Source organism: Vibrio sp. CyArs1, assembly GCF_022432925.1.
Taxonomy (GTDB): domain Bacteria; phylum Pseudomonadota; class Gammaproteobacteria; order Enterobacterales; family Vibrionaceae; genus Vibrio; species Vibrio mediterranei.
On the sequence record NZ_JAKRBO010000002.1, the window covers coordinates 644815 to 665368 of the forward strand.

Below are 20554 nucleotides of genomic sequence, written 5' to 3' on the forward strand. Positions count from 1 at the left end.
TACGTGAAACTTTGAGAGCGTCCTAATCGTCTTCAATTAACTTATAAATGACGAACAGTGCGATTTCCAACAGAACCGTCAGCACACAAGCCATGGTGACGTATTTTTCATTAAAGATGCTGATACCGTGCAGTATTAAATCGTAGCCAACGAAAAATCCCACTACTAGCAATAACGCAATTTGTAATATTTGTATGAATCGAGGCATTGTTGCTCTCTCCTTGGTTCTTTTTCTAGTATGTTTTTTAGTATACGCCTGAATTATAGATAAAAAAAAGTGAGTATGCGTTCACACACCCACTTTTTCTAAGCGGATTAAGAAACTTTTTCTGCTTCCGCTATCTTAACTTTCCACGTATCTGGACCAATTTGGTGAGCATTCGCTCCGCTTGAATCTACCGCGACAGTCACAGGCATATCTTCTACTTCAAACTCGTAAATAGCTTCCATACCTAAGTCTTCAAACGCAACCACTTTGGCTTTCTTAATCGCCTTAGCTACCAAATATGCCGCACCGCCGACAGCCATTAAGTACACAGCCTTGTGCTCTTTAATAGACTCAATCGCCGCAGGACCACGCTCCGCTTTACCAATCATGCCAGTTAGTCCAGTTTCAGACAGCATCATGTCAGTAAATTTATCCATACGAGTTGATGTTGTTGGGCCAGCTGGTCCTACTGCTTCATCGCCAACGGCGTCTACTGGACCTACGTAGTAGATAAATTTGCCTTTAAAGTCGACACCTTTTGGCAAGCCTTCACCACTCTCCAACATCCCTTGAATACGTTTGTGCGCTGCATCACGACCTGTCAGAATTTTCCCAGAGAGCAATAGAGTCTCACCTGTTTTCCACTCTTGAACGTCTTGTTTAGTGATAGTGTCAAGATTCACTCGACGAGTATTTTCGCCAGCTTCCCATGTAATATCTGGCCACTCTTCCAATTTTGGTGGCGTAAGCTCTGCTGGGCCGGTTCCATCGAGAGTGAAGTGAACGTGACGGGTTGCCGCACAGTTTGGAATCATACACACAGGCTTAGAAGCTGCGTGAGTTGGTGCGGTTTTGATTTTAACATCGACGACGGTCGTTAAGCCGCCCAAACCCTGAGCACCAATGCCCAGTTTGTTGACACGGTTAAAGATATCAAGGCGAAGCTCTTCTTCTGCATTAGAAGGACCACGTTCGATAAGCTCTTGAATATCGATATGCTCCATCAAAGATTCTTTTGCAAGTACTGCCGCTTTCTCAGCCGTACCGCCAATACCTATACCCAACATACCTGGTGGACACCAACCTGCCCCCATAGTAGGTAAGGTTTTCTCTACCCATTCTGCGATGTCGTCAGATGGATTAAGCATGACCATTTTGGTTTTGTTTTCAGAACCGCCGCCTTTCGCTGCGATTTGAATTTCAACTTTATCCCCTGGTACCATATTGATATGAACCACAGCTGGCGTATTGTCTTTGGTGTTAATACGCTTACCTGCTGGATCTTTTAGCACAGATGCACGCAACGGATTGTCAGGGTTGGTATAACCTTGACGAACGCCTTCATCGATCATCTCTTGAACAGTTAGATCAGAGTCCCATTGGACATTCATACCAATGTTCACAAAGCAGGTAACGATACCTGTATCTTGGCAAATTGGTCGATGACCTTCTGCGGACATGCGCGAGTTAATGAGAATTTGCGCGATGGCATCTTTTGCCGCTTGGCTTTCTTCCTTTTGATAAGCTTTATCTAGGGCTTGAACAAAGTCGAGGGGATGGTAATACGAGATGTATTGCAATGCATCAGCAACACTACTGATCACATCTTCTTTACGAATAACCGCCATTGAATACCTCTTTATAATTTTAGCTTCCAGAATTACGAACTTTCTTTGAACCTGTACCACGCCTTAACCCGCAGTATTTTCAGGGATAATTGTCCGACTTTTTATTGTGAAAATATGATACTCTTGCTTTCCACTATGCGCCATGAGTGCGACAACGTTTCTGTCACAATTTAAGCAAATGAACACAAAAGAAAGACTATCTATTCAATTCGTTGACCTTCCTTATTACCAAGACCTAGCCCGAGACAAGTTTGCTGAGATTGAGCAACTTCCTTGGTCGATGCTACTGAAATCGTCAGACGCCAGTCATGAGAACAGCCGATTTGATATTTTGGTCTCTCAACCAGTCGCAACTGTCGAAACGTTTGGTGCTATCACCAAAGTTATAGTTGGAGACGAAGTGTCAGAAAGTGACCAAGATCCATTTGCCATCGTTAATGATTTGATAGAGAACTTAGTTGGTTTCAGGAAAGATTCTACCAACTGGCCATTCATTGGAGGTGCGGTTGGTTACTTCGCATACGATCTAGGACGCAGAGTGGAACGTTTGCCAATAAAAGCAGAAAACGACATCCAAGCCGCCGATATGTCTATCGGTATTTATGATTGGGCATTAGTCGTTGACCATCAAGAACAGCGAGCTGCCATCGTAGGTAACAACCCTGAATTTCATAAGCAATGGTTAGAACGTAAGGTCTCCCCTCAAGAAGATCCGTTTACGTTGGTGTCGAATTGGCAGTCCAACATGACCAAACAACAATACCAAGACAAATTTCTTTCGGTGCAAGACTATCTCTCTGCAGGAGACTGCTATCAGATTAACTTAGCGCAACGACATCAAGCTCAATATACTGGTAGTGAGTGGCAGGCATTTAATCTATTGGACAACCAGAATCAAGCACCGTTTAGTGCCTTTATCCGAACCAACGATAGCGCGATAATCAGTGTTTCCCCTGAGCGTTTCTTACAGCTTCATCAAAACTGTATTGAAACCAAACCAATTAAAGGTACTCGACCAAGATCAGTCGATGTGGAACAAGATAAAGCGTACGCAGAAGAGCTAAAAGCAGCGACCAAAGATCAGGCAGAAAATTTGATGATTGTGGATTTGCTCCGCAATGATATCGGACGAGTAGCAACTCCAGGCAGTGTTAAAGTGCCTAAGCTTTTTGATATCGAAAGCTTCCCTGCAGTTCATCACTTGGTAAGCACGGTAACTGGCGAGTTAGCTCCAGAATACTGCGCTACAGACCTTCTTAGAGCTTGTTTCCCCGGAGGTTCAATAACTGGCGCACCTAAAATACGAGCCATGGAAATCATTGAGGAACTAGAACCTCACACTCGCAGTGTATATTGCGGTAGCATTGGCTACATCAGTGCTCATGGCGTTATGGACACCAGCATTACCATTCGAACACTCATCGCAAAACAAGGTAAAATCTATGCTTGGGCCGGTGGCGGTATCGTCGCCGATAGCGAATGTGATGCAGAGTATCAAGAAACCTTCGATAAATTAGGTAGAATTTTGCCAACCCTTGGCAACCTCTAGTCAGAGCGCATCTAAACCAGAGCTTGGCCCCCATTTAGAGAGTGTGAGGGTCAAGTCTTTTGCGGTATAAGGTTTGGATAGGATGTCGTCCATACCCACATCATAACAAGTTTGTCGTTCTTCTCGTGTTGTGCCTGCGGTTAGCGCCACGATGGGTTTGGCGTAACTTGCGTCTCGTAGTCGTTTCGTTGCTTCAAATCCATCCATCACTGGCATTCTACAATCCATAAATATGATGTCGTATTGCTGATTGGTCGCATGTTCAACCGCTTCAAGGCCATTAACAGCAAGATCAGGTGTGATACCGACTTTGCTCAGCATTTTGGTAATCACGACCTGATTCATTTTGATATCGTCAACGACCAGAATCTTAAGGGCAGAAAAATCCTGTACCACAGTATCAAGGTTCTGTTTTATCCGTTCGTTATCGTCAACATCTTCAACCTGCAACGGTAAAAAACCATAAAACGTTGTACCCTGCCCTAACTCACTGGTTAACGAAATTGAGCCACCCATTAGCTCGACAAGTCTTTTACAGATGGCTAATCCGAGCCCTGTTCCCTCGTAGTTACGTGAACTAGACCTGTCTGCTTGAATAAACGGTTGAAACAGTTTCTTCTGAGCCGTCTGACTGATACCAATTCCCGTGTCTGTTACTGAAAAGCCAATCCCACCTTCCTGCGAGGTTAGCGTAACTTTAACACTTCCTTCATCGGTGAATTTAATTGCATTACCAATAAGGTTGACGAAAATTTGTGTGATACGTTCTAAATCGCCTTTGAAGTTCTTGTTAGAGAAGCCGTCAGCGCAAATTGTAAATCCAATTTGCTTCTCCGCCGCTTTGTGCTCAAAAATACTGCACAACGTTGATTGAAGGTTGGTCCATTTGAATGTTGATTCGATTAACTCTAACATTCCTGCATCAATCTTACTGAAATCCAAGAGGTCATTAATAATCGACCTAAGTAGTTGACCAGATTGACTTAAATTACTGTGAAGCTCTTGTTGAGCACCTTTCAGATCAGTATCTGCCAACAACTCAACGCTCCCTAGTAATCCATTTAAAGGAGTCCTCAATTCATGATTGATCATTGCCAGAAACTCACGAGTCGAACGTTCCGACGCTTCTGCGCGCTCTTTCGATTTAACAAGTCTTAAGTTGATTAACTGGCGTGTTATGGAGCTCGACAACAGTTCACAAACTAATGACATTTGGCTTTCAATAAAGGCCAAGTCAAAATCTTCACCAACAAGGTTAACCTCCAATTTCCCAACGTTTTTCTGTTCGACTTGAATTGGTATAGAAGCTTGTAAGGCCGGAGACGTGCTGGCTTCATTTATTACCTTAGTTGAGTTGAAAAGATTATGTTTAAGGGTAGGTATAAGGTTTTCAGTCAACTCAATACTATAAGAGATGCCCTCAGCAGCATCCGTTAATTGTTTGACTAAATCCGCAAGTAGTACATCATCAAGGTTGCTACGTAAAAAGGTTCTTCCAAACTGAATTAGAATTCGCTCAATATGCTGCTGAAACTCCAGCCGTTTAAAGCTAGCCTCTGAGCGCTGCTCTACTTGTTTTAGAGCCACTTCTAATTGTTGATTGGCATTAAACAATTCTAAGCTTTTAGCTTCGAGTAAACTCTCAGCCGCCTTTCTGGCCGCTATTTCACGCTTGAGTTTCCTTTCAATCGCCGCACTACTCGTCATAGTCAATTCACACTAAAGATAAGCTAAACCTGACCACGCTTCCGTCTTCTGTTTGAGGACTCATTTTGACATCTACGGTTTCCCCAAAGTGGGTTGCGCACCCTTCTATTAACCCCAAGCATACGTTAGACATACAGCGAGCGCTCTGATAGTCCATGACCATTTCTGTTTCTGTCTCACTAATGAAATGAAATTTAGGAGGTTCTGCATCCGCGTAGAGTTTTTTCACCTCAACATGAATGTAATCTTCTACGTGGCGAATGAACTGAAATGTAGATGTGCTTTGGCCAATACTGGCACTGTCCGGAATAGATGCCAGTAGTGCTTTAAACACGGTCTGACCAAACACTTGCTGCAATGTATCAGGCGCAATATCGGTTTTCTTACTAAGGTTAACAATTAGCTTCACAAGGTCTCTATGATCGTAACTCCCAACAGCTGTATAGATACCTTCATCCCCTGACATTTCAAGAACTTCGTCCAATACTTCTAAGCCGAACTTTTCTTCAACGAGCTCCATAAACTCGGTAAAAATGATTCCTTTCATAGCCAATCTCCCCAAGATTGAGAGTTGAGGTACTCTCTTTTCGATATTGAACCTAATCATTGGTAGGCTCGATGAATAATTAATCCTCTTAGTTAAGTTCTAGAACAATATTCACACTAAATCCAAGTTAATACGTGTTCACAATCAATAACCTAGTTAAATGGTTATTGATGAAAAGCCCAATGTTCCATCATCAAAACTCAAGGTTAAGTTCAGTTGTGTTTGTGCTTGGCAGTTCACAGACCATAACGTAAATGTATTAATGTTGTTGGCAGTCACTAACCCATCACTGCAATTAACATCAATATGTGCGATACGCTTGCGAACTCTTCGGCTCAGCAGTGCTTTAATCTCGCGAGTCGAAACTTCCCAATAGTTGCCGCTTTTAGTTTGAATACAGTTATCGAAAATCAAGTTAGGCATAAAGACCAGATCGAAAGTTAAATAGCCTTCACTACTTTCTCCATCATCACCTGACAAAGAGAGTTTTCCGAGTCCTTTGCTACGATTAACAGACGACAAGGTTAGGTCACCCTCGCTTTCTGATTTTACTTGAACTAAATCAGAATGCTCGAACGCTAATTGGTGAATAGATTTTGCACACTGCCGGCTCACCGAGTTGGAAATAAGATCTTTTTTATTTACTTCGATATCACACCACTTGTTCGACGCTTTAAGGCTGGTCTGAATCGGTGCCGCTTGCATATGTGGCATGAAAATTCCAGTGGCAATGTAGTCAACCGCATCAGACAATAAGTAAATATATCCTTCCGACTCAGTTTTGGGTTGACTGAAAGAACCATTCGGCAAACGACGTAAAAAGCTCTGATTTGAAAATGAGTAAACAGCATCAACATACACTATCGGACTTGCAAACTGTGTAGGAGAACCAACAAGATCTTTTTGTTCAAGTGCTTTTCGTGAACACATACCGTTCTCTGTCTTTACTATTAGGTCCTTCAACAAAGTAAAATCAAAACGCAGAACTAAGTCCAAACTCTGCTCGCTGTGAAGATTGAGCGCCTCAACTAACAATTCACAAGACAGGGGCTGAAAACTATTGTTGGAATGTGTATACGGTGGAGAAATAAAACAAAACTCTTTCGTCAGTTTACTTTGATAATTTGCTGTGGCAGTCATTACTGACCTAACTTGGAACTCACTTCCTTGTATCGATGCATCTGAATGACCCGCGCTCTTATTCACAAATTTGACAAGAGCACTTCGGCTGATAGCTATGGTTCCGTCCGAAAGGACTGAATAACCAATTGGACTGCTCTTGGATTGCGCTAATTGAAATTGTTCGGGAACCACGATGTGAGGCACCGATAGAAGATTACATTGCACTCGCAATGGCACACCTTCGATCAAGCAGCGGAGCTCCAGTGTTCCTCCAAACTCTTTGTTCGGTAAGTAAGCATAGACACCATTTCCATAGTCTCTAAAGATACCTACACCACTGTCACAAAGAACTTGCTCCGGTGTTATTCCGTTGAGTTTTTCAATATGAGTTATTAGGTAATCTCTCGAAAACACGAGTAAGCCAGACTGAAATTCAACGATTTGATGTCGATAGCTATCTACACTCATCACATACTCTACCCGTCTGAATAAAATCAATGTCGCTTAGCGTCAGAAGCATACTTAAGAACTTCACGAACCTGACTAGAGGACAATGGACGATAAAAGAAATAGCCTTGGATATAATCGACATCAATAGACTTTAGCGTTTCCAACTCAGAGACTTTCTCTACCCCTTCAGCGACGACTTTAATATTCAAGTCGTGAGAAAGCTGCCGAAGCATATTTACGGCAAAATATTTCTGTTTAACCTCATTGATATTGGTAATGAACTTACGATCGATTTTCAGCTCATCAAAATGGAAGTCGTTAAAATAAGAAAAGGACGAACTACCGGTACCAAAATCATCAACCGCAATCTTAATACCAGCAGAGCGAATTTTCTCTAACAGGTTGGCATTGTTCACATTATTTTCGAAATAGGCCGTTTCTGTTATTTCAATTGTCACCGCATCATTGTCGACTGGAGACCGTTTAATAAGTTCGAATAAATCCAAGAGGTGAATCGAAGGTTGGCCCGATTCAGCAATTGAGCAATTAAGTGACAAAGATAGTTTTTTAGAAACACCTGAGTTTATGCTAACAAACTCCTCAATGGCTCTTTCAGCAACCATTAGATCCAGTGCAGAAATGAGTTTGAGTTCTTCAGCTAGGTGGATCATTTCTTGAACCGTGTACGACATATCTTGAAAACGGAATCGGCAAAGCGCCTCAAGCTTTACTATTTCCCCCGTATGCGTATCGACAATTGGTTGGAAGTTGACGTCGATAGCTTTATTGCGTATCGCATCTATCAAAAGCTGTTCTAAGCGCTTTCTGCGTATATTGCCTTGAACTAGCTTTTCATCGTAAAAATTGACGCTACTGCCGCTTGAGTCATGAACGAACATAGCTTGTACCGACTGAGAGATAACTTCATCAATGCCACAGCCATTGAATCCATGAAGTGCAACACCAACCTGACCGTCGGCTATATCATTAACCAAATGGTCATCGAGGTATTTTCTCATGCCTTTGAAAAACTGCTTGATGCATAGATTGATAGTCGCCAGATCTTCGACGTCACTTTGTCGAATTTTGACAAGTGCGATGAACGTGTTGCGCCCCAAATACCCAAAGCTGGATTTGTCATGTGATGACTTTAGTGCAGCAAGGACTTTGCCACGTGACTCTTTTTCTAACTCGCTATAAAAGTGCGGCTTGAAGCTGATAACAATATATTTTCCGTTCTTTTTGGATAACTCACTGGCACTTTTTCTAAAAGAGGCTTCATCCTGCGCTGTCTCCTGCTTAAAATTGATATGCGCTGATTTATCCGTGCTCTTCTCTGTAAAATTATCGCCAAAAAAAATGTACACAAAGATATGCTTGCCGTCTGACAACTCGATCTTTTTCACACTGATCGTCTCAAGACGAGCATGGGAATCGCGAGCTCTCGTGATAACAGCGCCCTGCCAACGTGAAGCCTGAGAAATCATACTTTTAAACACTTCCATATGACTACTATCACTTTGGAGCAATTGTATGTCAGAAATGTTTCTACCCAACACACTAATGGGCGATACATTATGTTCGTAGCACAAGCGGTTGTTGGTGAATAACACATTATGTTCATGATTAGTCACTAAAACACCACGATGTGGATCATCAAGCAGATGTTCAATCATTGAGAACACACTAATCTGAGCCTGTGATTGTGACAGTAGTTCAACACTACCTTTCACTTTGTTGTCCAAAATCAAATAGATTTCGAACTTAACAATAAACAGATCTTCGGTTGTTGTTTCAAGTGCAATGGGCACAGCTGCAGGTAGACCGTTAAACTGAACATCACGGATCAACAGCAATATTTGGTTAACATAATCAATCGACGGAGGTTGAACTGTGATTAACTTATCCTCGCAACACAGCACATTACGCCAGAACTCGCCTTTGGAAATTACCGACGTAATCTCCGAGAGATCTTCCGACCAAAATGTTTTATTTTCGTCATGTGTGGTAGAAAGCATTCGCCTCTCACTTCTTATAGTTATCTGCCAACAACGTGTACAGAAGTAAACTAGGCAATAGGAATATGAAATCAAGTTAACCTTAGCTGAGAATTTAAAGTTGAATACTTCAGATTCCCTCCTAGCTTGTTGACTAGATTTAGGAGCAAGGAGCGAGTCATGCGGTATGTGTATGTAGATGACGTATACGATGAACGATATCGAATATCACCTCCCCTTAGAGTTAACCTCGTTAGCGGTGATATTCCGGAAGAAGAACTTGAAATAAGAGAGATTTTACGTTGCTGGATGGAAACAGGGCTATCTCCTTTTCAAACCGCTGCAGATATCAAAATGGATTTCTGGACACATGCAGATAACTTCTCACGGCTTAGCTGTACTTTGAATACTCTGCTAAAACACAAAGCCTACTATTTTGCTGCAAAGCGTGTCGCAACAATATGGCGACGCGGATCTATCGAGAAAGCATATTTGGAATATTTGCTAACAAAGCATATTGGATTAGAGTCACACGAATAGATATGCAACTAATACAATTACTTTTAATTTTCATCCTGTTAGCTTATATTTAATATTATCAATAGATAGCGGACGTTAGCCATACTGCTACCGTAGATACGTATGTATAAATATGTAAATGACATATTCGACACGGAATATAATCAATCGCTTCCTGATCAAGTGACTTTTACTGAGAATGAGGTTCCACTTGAGGAAATTGAAGTTAGAGAGATGGTTGAAGCGTGGTATTTATCAGGGTATGTACCCTGTTTTGAAAAACACAAACTGAGTTCATCCAACAAAATTGACGAACTTTCGATTGACGCTGAGGACAGTGCAACACGATTACGGAAATTAGAAGCGACTCTGTTACTGGTTATCAAAAACCGAGTTTACAGAGCCGCGTTCAAACGTCTTATGACAGCTATGAAGCCATCGAGCTCAAAAGATCGATTAATGCTTCTGCTGGAACAAGTAGAAAACGTCTTAAAAGTTCACTAACTCACTTCGCCTGGTTAGTTGATCCAACCGTCAAATTTAAGTTTGTTTTGCAACTTGCTGATCCCTTCCTGTTGAAGCTGACGTACTCGCTCTTTCGATAGCCCAAACATTTCTCCCAGATTGTCCAGTGTTAGCACTTCTTTGCCAAACAAACCAAAACGATGAATCACAATGTCACGGTATTTTTCTGGAAGAGACAAGACCACACTTTCTAGACTCTGCGATAACTTCTCGTTGTGACATATATCGTATGGCTCTGGGATAGCCTCTGACTTACAAGTTTCTAAACTTTGAAATTCTTTATCAATAGTATCAACAGATGAACTCGACTCAATAAAGCCACTCATGTGGATCAAATCACTGATTTGAGCTTGAGATTTAGCGGTTTTTTCAGCGATTTCCTTAACAGATGGCGGGCGTTGAAGATCAGCAATAATCTCGTTAGTTTGCTTCGATAATCGGTTTATTTCTTTAATAACATGAACTGGCAGGCGAACGGTTCGTCCCGTGTTCATTAGTGAAGACTCGATGCTTTCACGAATCCACCAAACTGCGTAAGTGCTAAAGCGAAAACCTTTTTCTGGTTCGAATTTGTCAATCGCTTTAATAAGTCCCAAATTCCCTTCTTCGATGAGGTCAAGAATCGTGTGATTACTCAACCCTCTCTTCGTATAATTTCTGGCGATTTTTACTACCAATCGTAAGTTAGATTCGATTAATACGTCTCGAGCAGCCTTATCACCCCGGCGTGCTAACGTCGCATAATGATACTCTTGCTCGGGCGATAGCAAGTCGATACCCACGACGTCATGGATATACTTTGAATAGAAATCTGTACCACGCTCTTCGTACTGTTTGTTAAGCCTTTCTGTCCTTGTGCTCATCATTAGCTCCTTTGTATGGCGCTACTCCTAGCCAATTAATTATTATTGGTGTGATCTAAGTCGCACGAATAAGCATAGACGCGTTTATGCTATGCATCAAAATTTAGTCCTATCGAATAAGCTAAATTCTCTTAAAAATAGTATAAAAGTATTAGAAATTTAGTTTCATGGTCGTTCAAGTTTAGATCGTGTGTTTCTACAGATTTTAATTTTCTATGAACTATACTATTTTTGTAACTATCTGAAGTTGGTAGGTAATCTACTTAGGAACACTACTTATTCACTCTTTACAACAACAGGGACGCTACAATGATAGATTTTGAGGTATTGCGCGGCTACATGGATAATGACGACGATATCATCGCTGCGGTATTCATGGCATTTATGGAAGAACACGAGGATGGTGCGGAAAAAATCCAAGCCTTGTTCAACGAACAAAACTGGAGTGAGCTATTTATTACCGCCCATTCATTAAAAGGCATACTAGCCAGCTTTGGTGAGACTAAGGCCGTCGAAAAACTCGAAGCTATAGAAGGTTCAACCAGAAACAGTGACGCTCCTAACAGCGAAGATATTCAGTTTGTTGTTCAAGAGCTCGATGTTATCAAGGGACAAATCAATGAATATCTCGCTTCCGCCGTGTAACTAAACAGTAAGGCACCAATGACTAAGCACGAATTTTTAGAACGATTCCAGTTACATCAGTTAGCAGACTATCATGATGGTTCTAAATCAAGGACGGAACATCTTGATAAATCAGCGCTCAGGGAAGCAAGCGTTCTTATTGGTTTAGTTGAAAGAAATCAGTGTCTGCATGTCATATTGACGAAACGCGCAAGCCATTTGAAGCATCATCCGGGACAAATTAGTTTTCCTGGAGGAAAAGTTGAAGAAGATGACCTAGACGCAACCTTCACTGCTCTTCGCGAGGCTGAAGAGGAAATAGGCTTACGCTATGATGAAGTATCCGTCATTGGCCATCTTCCTCGTCTGGTCACCGTTACCCAATTTAACGTTACACCTGTTCTTGCATTTGTGGATAGTAATTACCGCCCTTCGATAGATGCTAATGAAGTGGACTTTCTATTTGAGGTACCACTTGAGTTTCTCGCTCATCCAGAAAACATGTCAGCATTGCAATTTACTGTACGTGGAAAACCACACCGCGTTCTCTCTATTCCATATAAAGAGCACTTCATTTGGGGCGTGACCGCACAAATTATTGAAAGTTTACAAGCACAGCTGCAACTTAGTTAACAGACCTCCAACACCAGCCAATCGATTGCGTTATTTTTCATTAGTTTTACTAATGCATCGCAATAGTCAATCTAATCTCTGGCACGTAAAAAACGTGACCCAAATAACGAATCCATCATTAGTATCAATATCCCGCTACAAATCATGACCTAGATCTAATTTTCACGTGAGAAAAGCATGCAAAATGCCCCCGACTTATTTCCTGTTCCCAAAATGAGTAACAAACTATGACTACCACAACTACTACGGCAACGAGCCGTTCTTCGTCTAAGTGGACCTATAAGGATTTCACCTGGGCTCTTTCTCTATTCGGTACGGCGGTTGGTGCTGGTGTACTTTTCCTTCCAATTAAAGCAGGTGCTGGCGGCTTTTGGCCATTAGTTATCCTAGCCCTAATTGCAGCACCAATGACTTGGTTTGCACACAAAAGCTTAGCTCGCTTCGTTCTTTCTGCTAAGAACCCAGAAGCGGATATTACCGACACAGTAGAAGAACACTTTGGTAAAACTGGTGCGAACCTCATCACTTTTGCATACTTCTTCGCTATCTATCCAATCGTTCTAATCTACGGTGTAGGTATCACAAACACAGTTGATTCATTCCTAGTGAACCAAATGGGTATGGAATCTATCCCACGCTGGTTGCTTTCAGGCTGTCTGATTGCAGCGATGACTTGTGGTGTAGTATTCGGGAAAGAGCTTATGCTGAAAGCGACTTCCGCGATGGTTTACCCACTAGTATTCATCCTACTTGCTCTATCTGTATACCTAATCCCAGATTGGAATACTTCAATGATGAGCGTTAGCCCTGACTGGGGTTCAATGCCAGCAGTTATCTGGCTAGCGATTCCAATCATTGTTTTCTCTTTCAACCACAGCCCAATTATTAGCCAGTTCTCTAAAGAACAGCGTCGTGTATACGGTGAAGATGCGGTTAAGAAGACTGACATGATCACTGGCGGTGCAGCGATGATGCTAATGGGCTTTGTAATGTTCTTCGTATTCTCTGTTGTTCTATCTCTATCTCCAGAGCAACTAGCGATTGCACAAGAGCAAAACATCTCTGTTCTTTCTTACTTAGCTAACGTTCACGAATCTCCACTGATTTCTATCCTTGGCCCTGTTGTTGCGTTCGCCGCAATCACTTCGAGCTACTTTGGTCACTTCCTAGGTGCACACGAAGGTCTTGTAGGTCTAGGTAAGTCTCGTTCTAAAGCACCAGTTTCTAAGATCGAGAAAGCATCTCTACTATTCATCGTTATTACTACTTGGATTGTTTCTATCATCAACCCAAGCATCCTAGGCATGATTGAAACAATGGGTGCGCCAATGATTGCGGCAATCCTATTCCTAATGCCTGTATATGCAATGAAGAAAGTACCGGCTATGGCTAAGTTCCGAACTTCAGCACCTGTACAAATCTTTACAGCAATCTGTGGTATTGCAGCGATTACTTCTGTAATCTACGGCGCTTTTTAATTGACTTCGTCAGTTGAACATCTCGGTTAAACAATAACGATAATATAAGCCTCCATGTACTTTGGGGGCTTTTCTAGAGGTAAATCAGTATGATCAGTGTTTTTGATATCTACAAAATTGGTGTTGGACCTTCAAGCTCTCACACCGTAGGCCCGATGAAAGCTGGTAAAGAGTTCATCGACGACCTGCGTTCAATGGGTAAGCTAAGAGACATCACCAAGATCACTGTAGATGTTTATGGATCACTATCACTGACAGGGAAAGGTCACCACACAGATATCGCAATCATTATGGGTTTGGCTGGTAATTCACCAGAAAAAGTCGACATCGACTCAATCCCAAGTTTCATTGCCCGTGTTGAAGAAACAGAGCGTCTTCCAGTTGGCATGCACTGTCACACCGTTTCATTTCCTCGTGACGGCGGCATGAATTTCCACTCCACTAATTTAGAGCTTCACGAAAACGGCATGCAGATCCACGCTTGGATCGATGACGAAAAAGCGTATTCAAAAACTTACTACTCTATTGGTGGCGGCTTTATTGTTGATGAAGAGCACTTCGGAAAAGAAGAAGTATCAGCATTAAAAGCTCCTTATGAGTTCAACTCAGCAGAAGAACTGGTAGAACTGTGTAAAGAAAATGGCCTATCAATCAGCACACTGGTTATGGCTAATGAGCACGCTGTACACTCAGATGAAGAGACTCGTACGTACTTCGCTAATATTTGGAAAACAATGCGTGAGTGTATGGAACGCGGCATGAGCACTGAAGGCATTCTGCCTGGTCCACTGCGTGTTCCACGTCGTGCAGCAGCACTTCGCCAACAATTGATCACATCAGAAAAAACCACAACTGACCCGATGTCGGTAGTTGACTGGGTGAACATGTTTGCTTTTGCTGTAAACGAAGAAAACGCAGCAGGTGGTCGCGTTGTTACCGCTCCAACCAATGGTGCTTGTGGCATCATTCCAGCGGTACTTGCTTACTACGACAAGTTTATCCAAACCGTGACTGAAAAAGACTACATCCGCTACTTCGCTGCGTCGGGCGCAATCGGTGGACTGTACAAGCAAAATGCATCGATTTCTGGTGCAGAGGTAGGTTGTCAGGGTGAAGTTGGTGTTGCATGTTCTATGGCGGCGGCAGGTCTTGCTGAACTTATGGGTGGAAGCCCTGAGCAAGTTTGTATGGCAGCTGAAATCGCAATGGAACACAACCTCGGTCTAACTTGTGACCCTGTTGCTGGACAAGTTCAAGTACCATGTATTGAACGTAATGGTATTGCTGCGGTTAAGGCAATTAACTCGACTCGAATGGCGCTTCGTCGTGCTTCTGCACCTCGTGTGTCATTGGATAAAGTTATCGAAACTATGCTTGAAACTGGTAAAGACATGAATGCTAAATACCGTGAAACCTCTCAAGGCGGTTTGGCAATCAAGGTTGTTTGCTAATAGGTAAATTCCAATAACAAAAAACCGAAGCCTGAGCTTCGGTTTTTTTATGGTCATAGTAACGTTTAGCAGCTAGCGGTTTATTCGCCTTTGTAGATACAACCTGCAGTACACGTTTCTTTGATCTCTACTTTACTTAATAGCGGTAGGTTAGGCTTAAGCTGCCCCCAAATCCATTTGGCCAGTACTTCACTGGTAGGGTTCTCTAGTCCCTCAATATCGTTCAAGTAGTAGTGGTCTAAACGATCGTAAATTGGTTTGAATGCTGCTTTGATCTCTGCAAAATCGACTACCCAACCAGTATGCGGATCGACTTCACCTTCAACATAGAGACGCACTAAAAAAGAGTGTCCATGCAGACGACCGCACTTGTGGCCCTCTGGCACATGCGGAAGATGATGTGCAGCTTCGAACATGAACTCTTTATACAACTCAGTTTTCATAGGATATCTCTGTTAAAAAATGACACGCAATCCTACTGAAAACCGAGCTCTATCTCAAGCTATACCGTAAAGAACGACGACGAGAAAAACCCGATAGATATAAATGTCGACATGGCTGCACCGCACAACAGTACTGGCATTTTTGCTCTTGGGTAAGATTCAAGCAACAAGATAATCGCCAGATAAGTAGGATACAAACCAAAGATATAACGTGGCATCGCATTGACACCCGATGATAAAGGTATCACTAAGTTGATAAACATAAATAGCGCTTCAGCATAACGCTTTTTATAGATTAGATAGCCGTTAAGTGCGAAGCCAAGTAAAGAAACAATGGTGAGATAGAGCTTTGGACCACCTCTTTCAAATCCATATTCCAACCAAACAAATGGATTACTAAAGGTTCTGCCCCACGCCACTTGAATATGACCGAATGCCAATGCATCTCCCATATGGAAGTACAAATAAGCCATGTAAGTAAAGAAACCTAATGGGATGACCCAAATAGCCGCAATAACCGCCAAACCGCGAGTTTTAAATCGATAAAAACTACTTAGCCCATAGTGCTGGATGCCAATAATGAGTACAGAGAATACTAACATCACACCTAGATTTCGCGTCACTGCAGCTACCATCCCTAGTACAGCGACCAATACCCAATTCTGGCGATAACAAGCAATGAACAGTCCTGCTACCAAGGCAATATACAGCGGCTCAGAATAGCCCGCTAATGAATAAACCGTATAAGGCGAGAAGCACATTAACCATATTGCCGTATCTTGCGCATTATTGCTGAGTTTCATCTGTTTCAATGCCATCACTAAAGCAGCAGTGCCAGCAATGAGGGTCACATTAGACACTAAGACCAATGACAGGTTGATGTTATTAACGACGTAATTCACTGTTTTCGCGAGATAAGGGGACATGGGCATAAACGCCCAGTTAGCTCCGTTGCTTTGCCTCATATAGCTAGGCACTAGCGCGTAACCATCTTCCGCTATTCGCCTAAACCATACACAGTCAAAGCGACACATTTGATGCCAAATATCGATGTCCTTGATCGCTTCAGGGTTGAATGAGTACGTTCCTATTAAACCAAAAGCGGCAAAAACGATACGACTAGTGATCACTGCCAGCAAGAGTGTTATCCATTGGTCTTTGGTTAACATTATTGAAGAGTTTGGATTATGCATGGACTGAACTCACTTTCTCGACTTGCTGCGTCCCGGATAGAGGGGGTTGTTCTGGGTTATTTCTCTTGTCATATTGACCATATATTCCTTCTACAAGGTAAATTGGTCTCTGTTTCATTTCACGATACATTCTGCTGATATAGCCGCCGATAATGCCAAGCGAGATCAACTGAATGCCACCTAAGAAAAGTACAACACTAATAGTCGAGGCATATCCCGGAGTCTTAATATCAAAGAAGGTTGCGCCAATCACTATCTTTAGCATAAACAGAAAAGCGAGTAGAGAAATCACACACCCTACAAATCCCCATATTCGCAACGGCCATGCAGTAAAACTCAGTAAACCGTCTACTGCAAAATTCCACAACTTCCAGTAATTAAATTTGGTTTCACCAACATGTCTTTCAGGACGCTTAAAAGTAACCCCTTTAGAACGAAATGCCCCCCAAGCCAATAAGCCTTTCATAAAGCGATTTCTCTCCGGTAGTTGACGCATCGCCTCTATCACTACTCGATCAATCAAACGAAAGTCACCTGCATTTTCCGGCAAGGTTGTTTCTGATGCGAGCCAGTTGAAGACTCGATAAAAACCACCAGCAGAGACTCGTTTCATCCACGTGTCTTTGCTTCTATCTTCGCGCACGCCATAAACAGTGTCCCACTCACCTGTCTGCCACTCTTTCACAAACTCTAATATGAGTTCAGGAGGGTCTTGAAGGTCAACATCCATAATGACACACGCATCACCTCTAACATGATCAAGACCTGCTGTCATCGCCGCTTCTTTACCGAAATTTCGGGCCAAATTCACTAAAGTGACCCGTTTATCTTTGCCTATCAATTCTTCAATAACCGTGCGAGTTCGATCAGAGCTACCATCATTGACGAAAACAATATCTAATTGATGACGCATTCCATTGAGGGCATTATCCAGCGCATCAATAAACGGTATGATCGACTCTTCTTCATTAAACACGGGAACTAATATGGATAAACTAAACTCGTTGCTACTTTTCATCAGCCCCGTCCTTAATCGTTATTTTGGTGACCGTTAGACTCGCCGGAGTTTCAAATTGCATATATTGGATGGGACGCGCCGCATCGATATTTGCTGCGGGCAATGTAGCTGCAAGAGACAGCTGACCGATAGGCTCCAATCGTGTCTTATGTTCACCATCGATGGAAACGTAAACGGGCTCAGTAATGCTTTTCGCTAGATCAATTTTTACATACACGGAACGAGTTGGGTTTTGGTCAAAGTTAAAATACACACCGCCAGAATGAACCAGTCTCCTACCTTCATTTTTATTACGCTCAAGCTCGGTGTGTAAGTCGTAGTTCCAGCCTTCACGACTAATAAATGGGGACTGCTCTCCGGGCTCAATAATCCCTGACAAAGGCAGCACTAAGTTGTTATTATCCTTGCCCCAAAAAAGCGTGGCTTTATCAATGTAATACGTTTGATAGCCCACCGTTACATTAGGTGTTGCCGCTAAATATAAAACCCACAAATAGTAGCCAGACAACGTAATCAGAATGGCAATTAGACTTATTCTAAGTCGACACTCTTTACCTTTAACATTGCCTCTAGACGTTGTGTTTTCGAGATTTTGTTCGGTCATAATTAATTTACAACTAGTTACATTTCATGATGTTTTACTCCTGCCTAACGGAAAGACTGTCAACATTTAGTCAGAAGCTTATTAAGATTTGATCAACCGATAATTAAACTTAGGGTACAAACCACCACTCATCCACACCTTGTATTTCATCATCGATTTAAACTCATACCAACAAATACCAACTCAACTTATATTTGTCTCATTTCTCAATTCCAAGATTAGTTGCATAAAAAACCATGAGCTTTTCGAGGTTTTACCAATAAATGCCTTCCAGAGCACCGGTAAGTTAACTTAATATTCACTCTGTCAGCCCATATCATTAACAATAAAAACTATGCGTCTAACAATTACAAATAAACTTTTAATAGCGCTTATATTGGTCTTTGGAACAGTGGTTATTATTTCGACAACTTATCAATATAATCAACAAAGGGATCTCATCTATTCAGTCCTCAGTGAACAACTTCATGACAAAGCAAGTAACTATTTCGATAGCTTAAACATGATGATGCTCACAGGTACCATGGCTCAAAAAGAAACGCTGAGAAATAAAGCACTAGCTCAGGAGAATATTGAAAACGTTCGTGTTCTTAGAGGAGATGCTGTTTCCAAGCTATATGGACAAGGTTTAGAAAACCAAGTGGCGGTCGATGACATCGATAAACGTGCCCTCAATGGCGAAACGGTTATAGAGCCGTTCAAAGCAGATTGGGGAAGCGGCCTAGTCGTAGCTCTACCAATGGAGGCAAGCACCAACTATCGGGGTACTAATTGCATTACCTGCCACATGACAGAAGAAGGCGAAGTATTGGGTGCCATTCGCATCGAATACAACTTGAATCAAGTCAATGGATTCATTAATAAGCGAACCGCTATTGCTGTCGCTATTATGGCCGCCATCGCGTTTCTTGGTTACTTAGCAACGATCTTTATTGCTCGTCGGTTTATTGTTGGACCCGTGCAGACCACGTCCAAATTTATGACTCGTGTTAGTGGCAGCAAGGATCTCTCCATTAGATTATCGCAAAGACAAAATGATGAAGTCGGTGATTTAACCAATGACATCAATGCATTTCTGGACACAGTCTCAGACAGCCTGACTAAAGTACAAACTACAGCGCAAACCGTCAGCGCAAATGCCGACAAACTAACAGCCATTGCGGAAAGCAACGAGTCTGTGGCAAAACGTCAGCTTGACGAAACCGCAGCAGTAGAATCCAACATGCAGATGCTGAAACAGCAACAGGCTACAGTCAGTGACGCAACCGAACGTGCATCGCAGTTGATGCAAGAGACGTGTGAACTGACAAAGGCGAGCAGCACCGAAGCTCAATCTGCAAGTAATGATATCGAGTCGTTGGTACAAGACATTACTCAAGTCTCCTCTCATATCTCTGAGCTTAATGAACAGACAGAGCAAGTCTCGGCAATTCTGTCGACAATCAAAGGAATCGCAGACCAAACAAACTTGCTTGCACTCAACGCTGCTATTGAAGCTGCGCGAGCTGGGGAGCAAGGACGTGGTTTTGCGGTTGTAGCAGATGAAGTTCGCTCTCTTGCTAGCAGAACCACGCAAGCGACTAATGATATTGAAGATATCATTGCCAAATTCCAACAAGGCAGTAGCCATTCTGTTCAAGCGGTTCGAAACGTCTCCGAAACAGCTCACCAAAGAGCGGATGAGGTTCAAGCACTGGCAGATAAAATGCAGACCGTTGTATCTCAAATTGAGGCTACGACTGACATAGCTAGTCAAGTGCAAGAGCAAATACAAGCTAACCGAGAAACCAGCGAAAACGTTGGTCAAAAAACCGTCGTAATTAGTGAGCATGCCAATGAAGCCTCGGACTCGGCGACTCAAACTCACCAAATTAGCATGGATTTGCAGCAACTCTCCCACCAACTCGATACGTTACTGAATCAATTTATGCTGAATAACCACAATAAAGGTTGAACCGTAAAAATTGACAGGTAATATGTCCCTTTGAAAAGAAA

General features: G+C 42.4%; 19 protein-coding genes. 8 read left to right on the forward strand and 11 right to left on the reverse strand.

Annotated features, from left to right (window positions below):
- Positions 1–22 precede the first annotated feature (22 nt).
- A complete protein-coding gene (locus tag MMA19_RS09625) occupies positions 23–208 on the reverse strand; it encodes a hypothetical protein (RefSeq protein ID WP_006073687.1) in 186 nt (61 codons plus the stop codon).
- Between the two features lie 107 nt (positions 209–315).
- Positions 316–1836 carry a fumarate hydratase gene (locus MMA19_RS09630; RefSeq protein ID WP_006073689.1) on the reverse strand — a complete coding sequence of 507 codons (1521 nt, stop codon included), beginning with the start codon at positions 1834–1836 and terminating at the stop codon, positions 316–318.
- A gap of 178 nt (positions 1837–2014) precedes the next feature.
- Between MMA19_RS09630 and pabB the strand changes: the two genes are divergently transcribed.
- A complete protein-coding gene (gene pabB, locus MMA19_RS09635; protein ID WP_240206086.1) occupies positions 2015–3385 on the forward strand; it encodes an aminodeoxychorismate synthase component I in 1371 nt (456 codons plus the stop codon).
- Here the strand turns inward: pabB and MMA19_RS09640 are convergent, their stop codons facing one another.
- The 4 genes from MMA19_RS09640 to MMA19_RS09655 all read right to left on the reverse strand — a co-directional run bounded on the left by MMA19_RS09640 (position 3386) and on the right by MMA19_RS09655 (position 9229).
- Positions 3386–5092: an ATP-binding protein gene (locus MMA19_RS09640; protein ID WP_198557990.1), complete on the reverse strand. Its 1707-nt coding sequence runs from the start codon at positions 5090–5092 to the stop codon at positions 3386–3388.
- A gap of 7 nt (positions 5093–5099) precedes the next feature.
- Positions 5100–5639 (reverse strand): heme NO-binding domain-containing protein, encoded by a 540-nt coding sequence (locus MMA19_RS09645; RefSeq protein WP_006073693.1) that lies wholly within the window; start codon positions 5637–5639, stop codon positions 5100–5102.
- A 156-nt stretch (positions 5640–5795) separates the two neighbouring features.
- Entirely contained in the window at positions 5796–7229 is a 1434-nt protein-coding gene (locus MMA19_RS09650; protein WP_198557991.1) for a hypothetical protein, read from the reverse strand.
- Positions 7230–7255: 26 nt separating this feature from the next.
- The gene (locus tag MMA19_RS09655; RefSeq protein ID WP_006073697.1) at positions 7256–9229 is read right to left on the reverse strand and encodes an EAL domain-containing protein; all 1974 of its coding nucleotides are present in this window, start codon (positions 9227–9229) and stop codon (positions 7256–7258) included.
- A 159-nt stretch (positions 9230–9388) separates the two neighbouring features.
- Between MMA19_RS09655 and MMA19_RS09660 the strand changes: the two genes are divergently transcribed.
- A complete protein-coding gene (locus MMA19_RS09660; RefSeq protein ID WP_006073699.1) occupies positions 9389–9748 on the forward strand; it encodes a hypothetical protein in 360 nt (119 codons plus the stop codon).
- A gap of 102 nt (positions 9749–9850) precedes the next feature.
- A complete protein-coding gene (locus MMA19_RS09665; RefSeq protein ID WP_006073701.1) occupies positions 9851–10231 on the forward strand; it encodes a hypothetical protein in 381 nt (126 codons plus the stop codon).
- 14 nt (positions 10232–10245) lie between these two features.
- Here the strand turns inward: MMA19_RS09665 and MMA19_RS09670 are convergent, their stop codons facing one another.
- The gene (locus tag MMA19_RS09670) at positions 10246–11115 is read right to left on the reverse strand and encodes a sigma-70 family RNA polymerase sigma factor (protein WP_006073703.1); all 870 of its coding nucleotides are present in this window, start codon (positions 11113–11115) and stop codon (positions 10246–10248) included.
- A gap of 309 nt (positions 11116–11424) precedes the next feature.
- Here MMA19_RS09670 and MMA19_RS09675 point away from each other — a divergent pair, with 309 nt between their 5' ends.
- From MMA19_RS09675 to MMA19_RS09690, 4 genes are all read left to right on the forward strand, one after another.
- The gene (locus MMA19_RS09675) at positions 11425–11760 is read left to right on the forward strand and encodes an Hpt domain-containing protein (protein ID WP_006073707.1); all 336 of its coding nucleotides are present in this window, start codon (positions 11425–11427) and stop codon (positions 11758–11760) included.
- Positions 11761–11778: 18 nt separating this feature from the next.
- Positions 11779–12372, forward strand: coding sequence for a CoA pyrophosphatase (locus tag MMA19_RS09680; RefSeq protein ID WP_240206087.1), 594 nt, complete (start codon positions 11779–11781; stop codon positions 12370–12372).
- A 227-nt stretch (positions 12373–12599) separates the two neighbouring features.
- Entirely contained in the window at positions 12600–13850 is a 1251-nt protein-coding gene (locus MMA19_RS09685) for an aromatic amino acid transport family protein (RefSeq protein WP_006073709.1), read from the forward strand.
- Between the two features lie 89 nt (positions 13851–13939).
- Positions 13940–15301, forward strand: a complete 1362-nt coding sequence (locus MMA19_RS09690; RefSeq protein ID WP_006073710.1) for an L-serine ammonia-lyase — start codon at positions 13940–13942, stop codon at positions 15299–15301.
- An 80-nt stretch (positions 15302–15381) separates the two neighbouring features.
- Here the strand turns inward: MMA19_RS09690 and queD are convergent, their stop codons facing one another.
- Genes queD through MMA19_RS09710 form a run of 4 tightly spaced genes read right to left on the reverse strand, consistent with a single transcriptional unit; the run spans position 15382 to position 18559 of the window.
- The gene (queD, locus tag MMA19_RS09695; protein WP_006073712.1) at positions 15382–15744 is read right to left on the reverse strand and encodes a 6-carboxytetrahydropterin synthase QueD; all 363 of its coding nucleotides are present in this window, start codon (positions 15742–15744) and stop codon (positions 15382–15384) included.
- Positions 15745–15803: 59 nt separating this feature from the next.
- Positions 15804–16937 carry a hypothetical protein gene (locus tag MMA19_RS09700; protein ID WP_240206088.1) on the reverse strand — a complete coding sequence of 378 codons (1134 nt, stop codon included), beginning with the start codon at positions 16935–16937 and terminating at the stop codon, positions 15804–15806.
- Complete coding sequence (locus MMA19_RS09705) at positions 16930–17955, reverse strand: glycosyltransferase family 2 protein (RefSeq protein WP_240206089.1); 1026 nt, start codon at positions 17953–17955, stop codon at positions 16930–16932. Before MMA19_RS09705 ends, MMA19_RS09700 begins: the two co-directional genes overlap by 8 nt.
- The gene (locus tag MMA19_RS09710; RefSeq protein ID WP_240206090.1) at positions 17945–18559 is read right to left on the reverse strand and encodes a hypothetical protein; all 615 of its coding nucleotides are present in this window, start codon (positions 18557–18559) and stop codon (positions 17945–17947) included. The genes MMA19_RS09705 and MMA19_RS09710 overlap by 11 nt, the downstream gene beginning before the upstream one ends.
- A gap of 334 nt (positions 18560–18893) precedes the next feature.
- Here MMA19_RS09710 and MMA19_RS09715 point away from each other — a divergent pair, with 334 nt between their 5' ends.
- Entirely contained in the window at positions 18894–20513 is a 1620-nt protein-coding gene (locus MMA19_RS09715) for a methyl-accepting chemotaxis protein (RefSeq protein ID WP_240206091.1), read from the forward strand.
- Positions 20514–20554 lie beyond the last annotated feature (41 nt).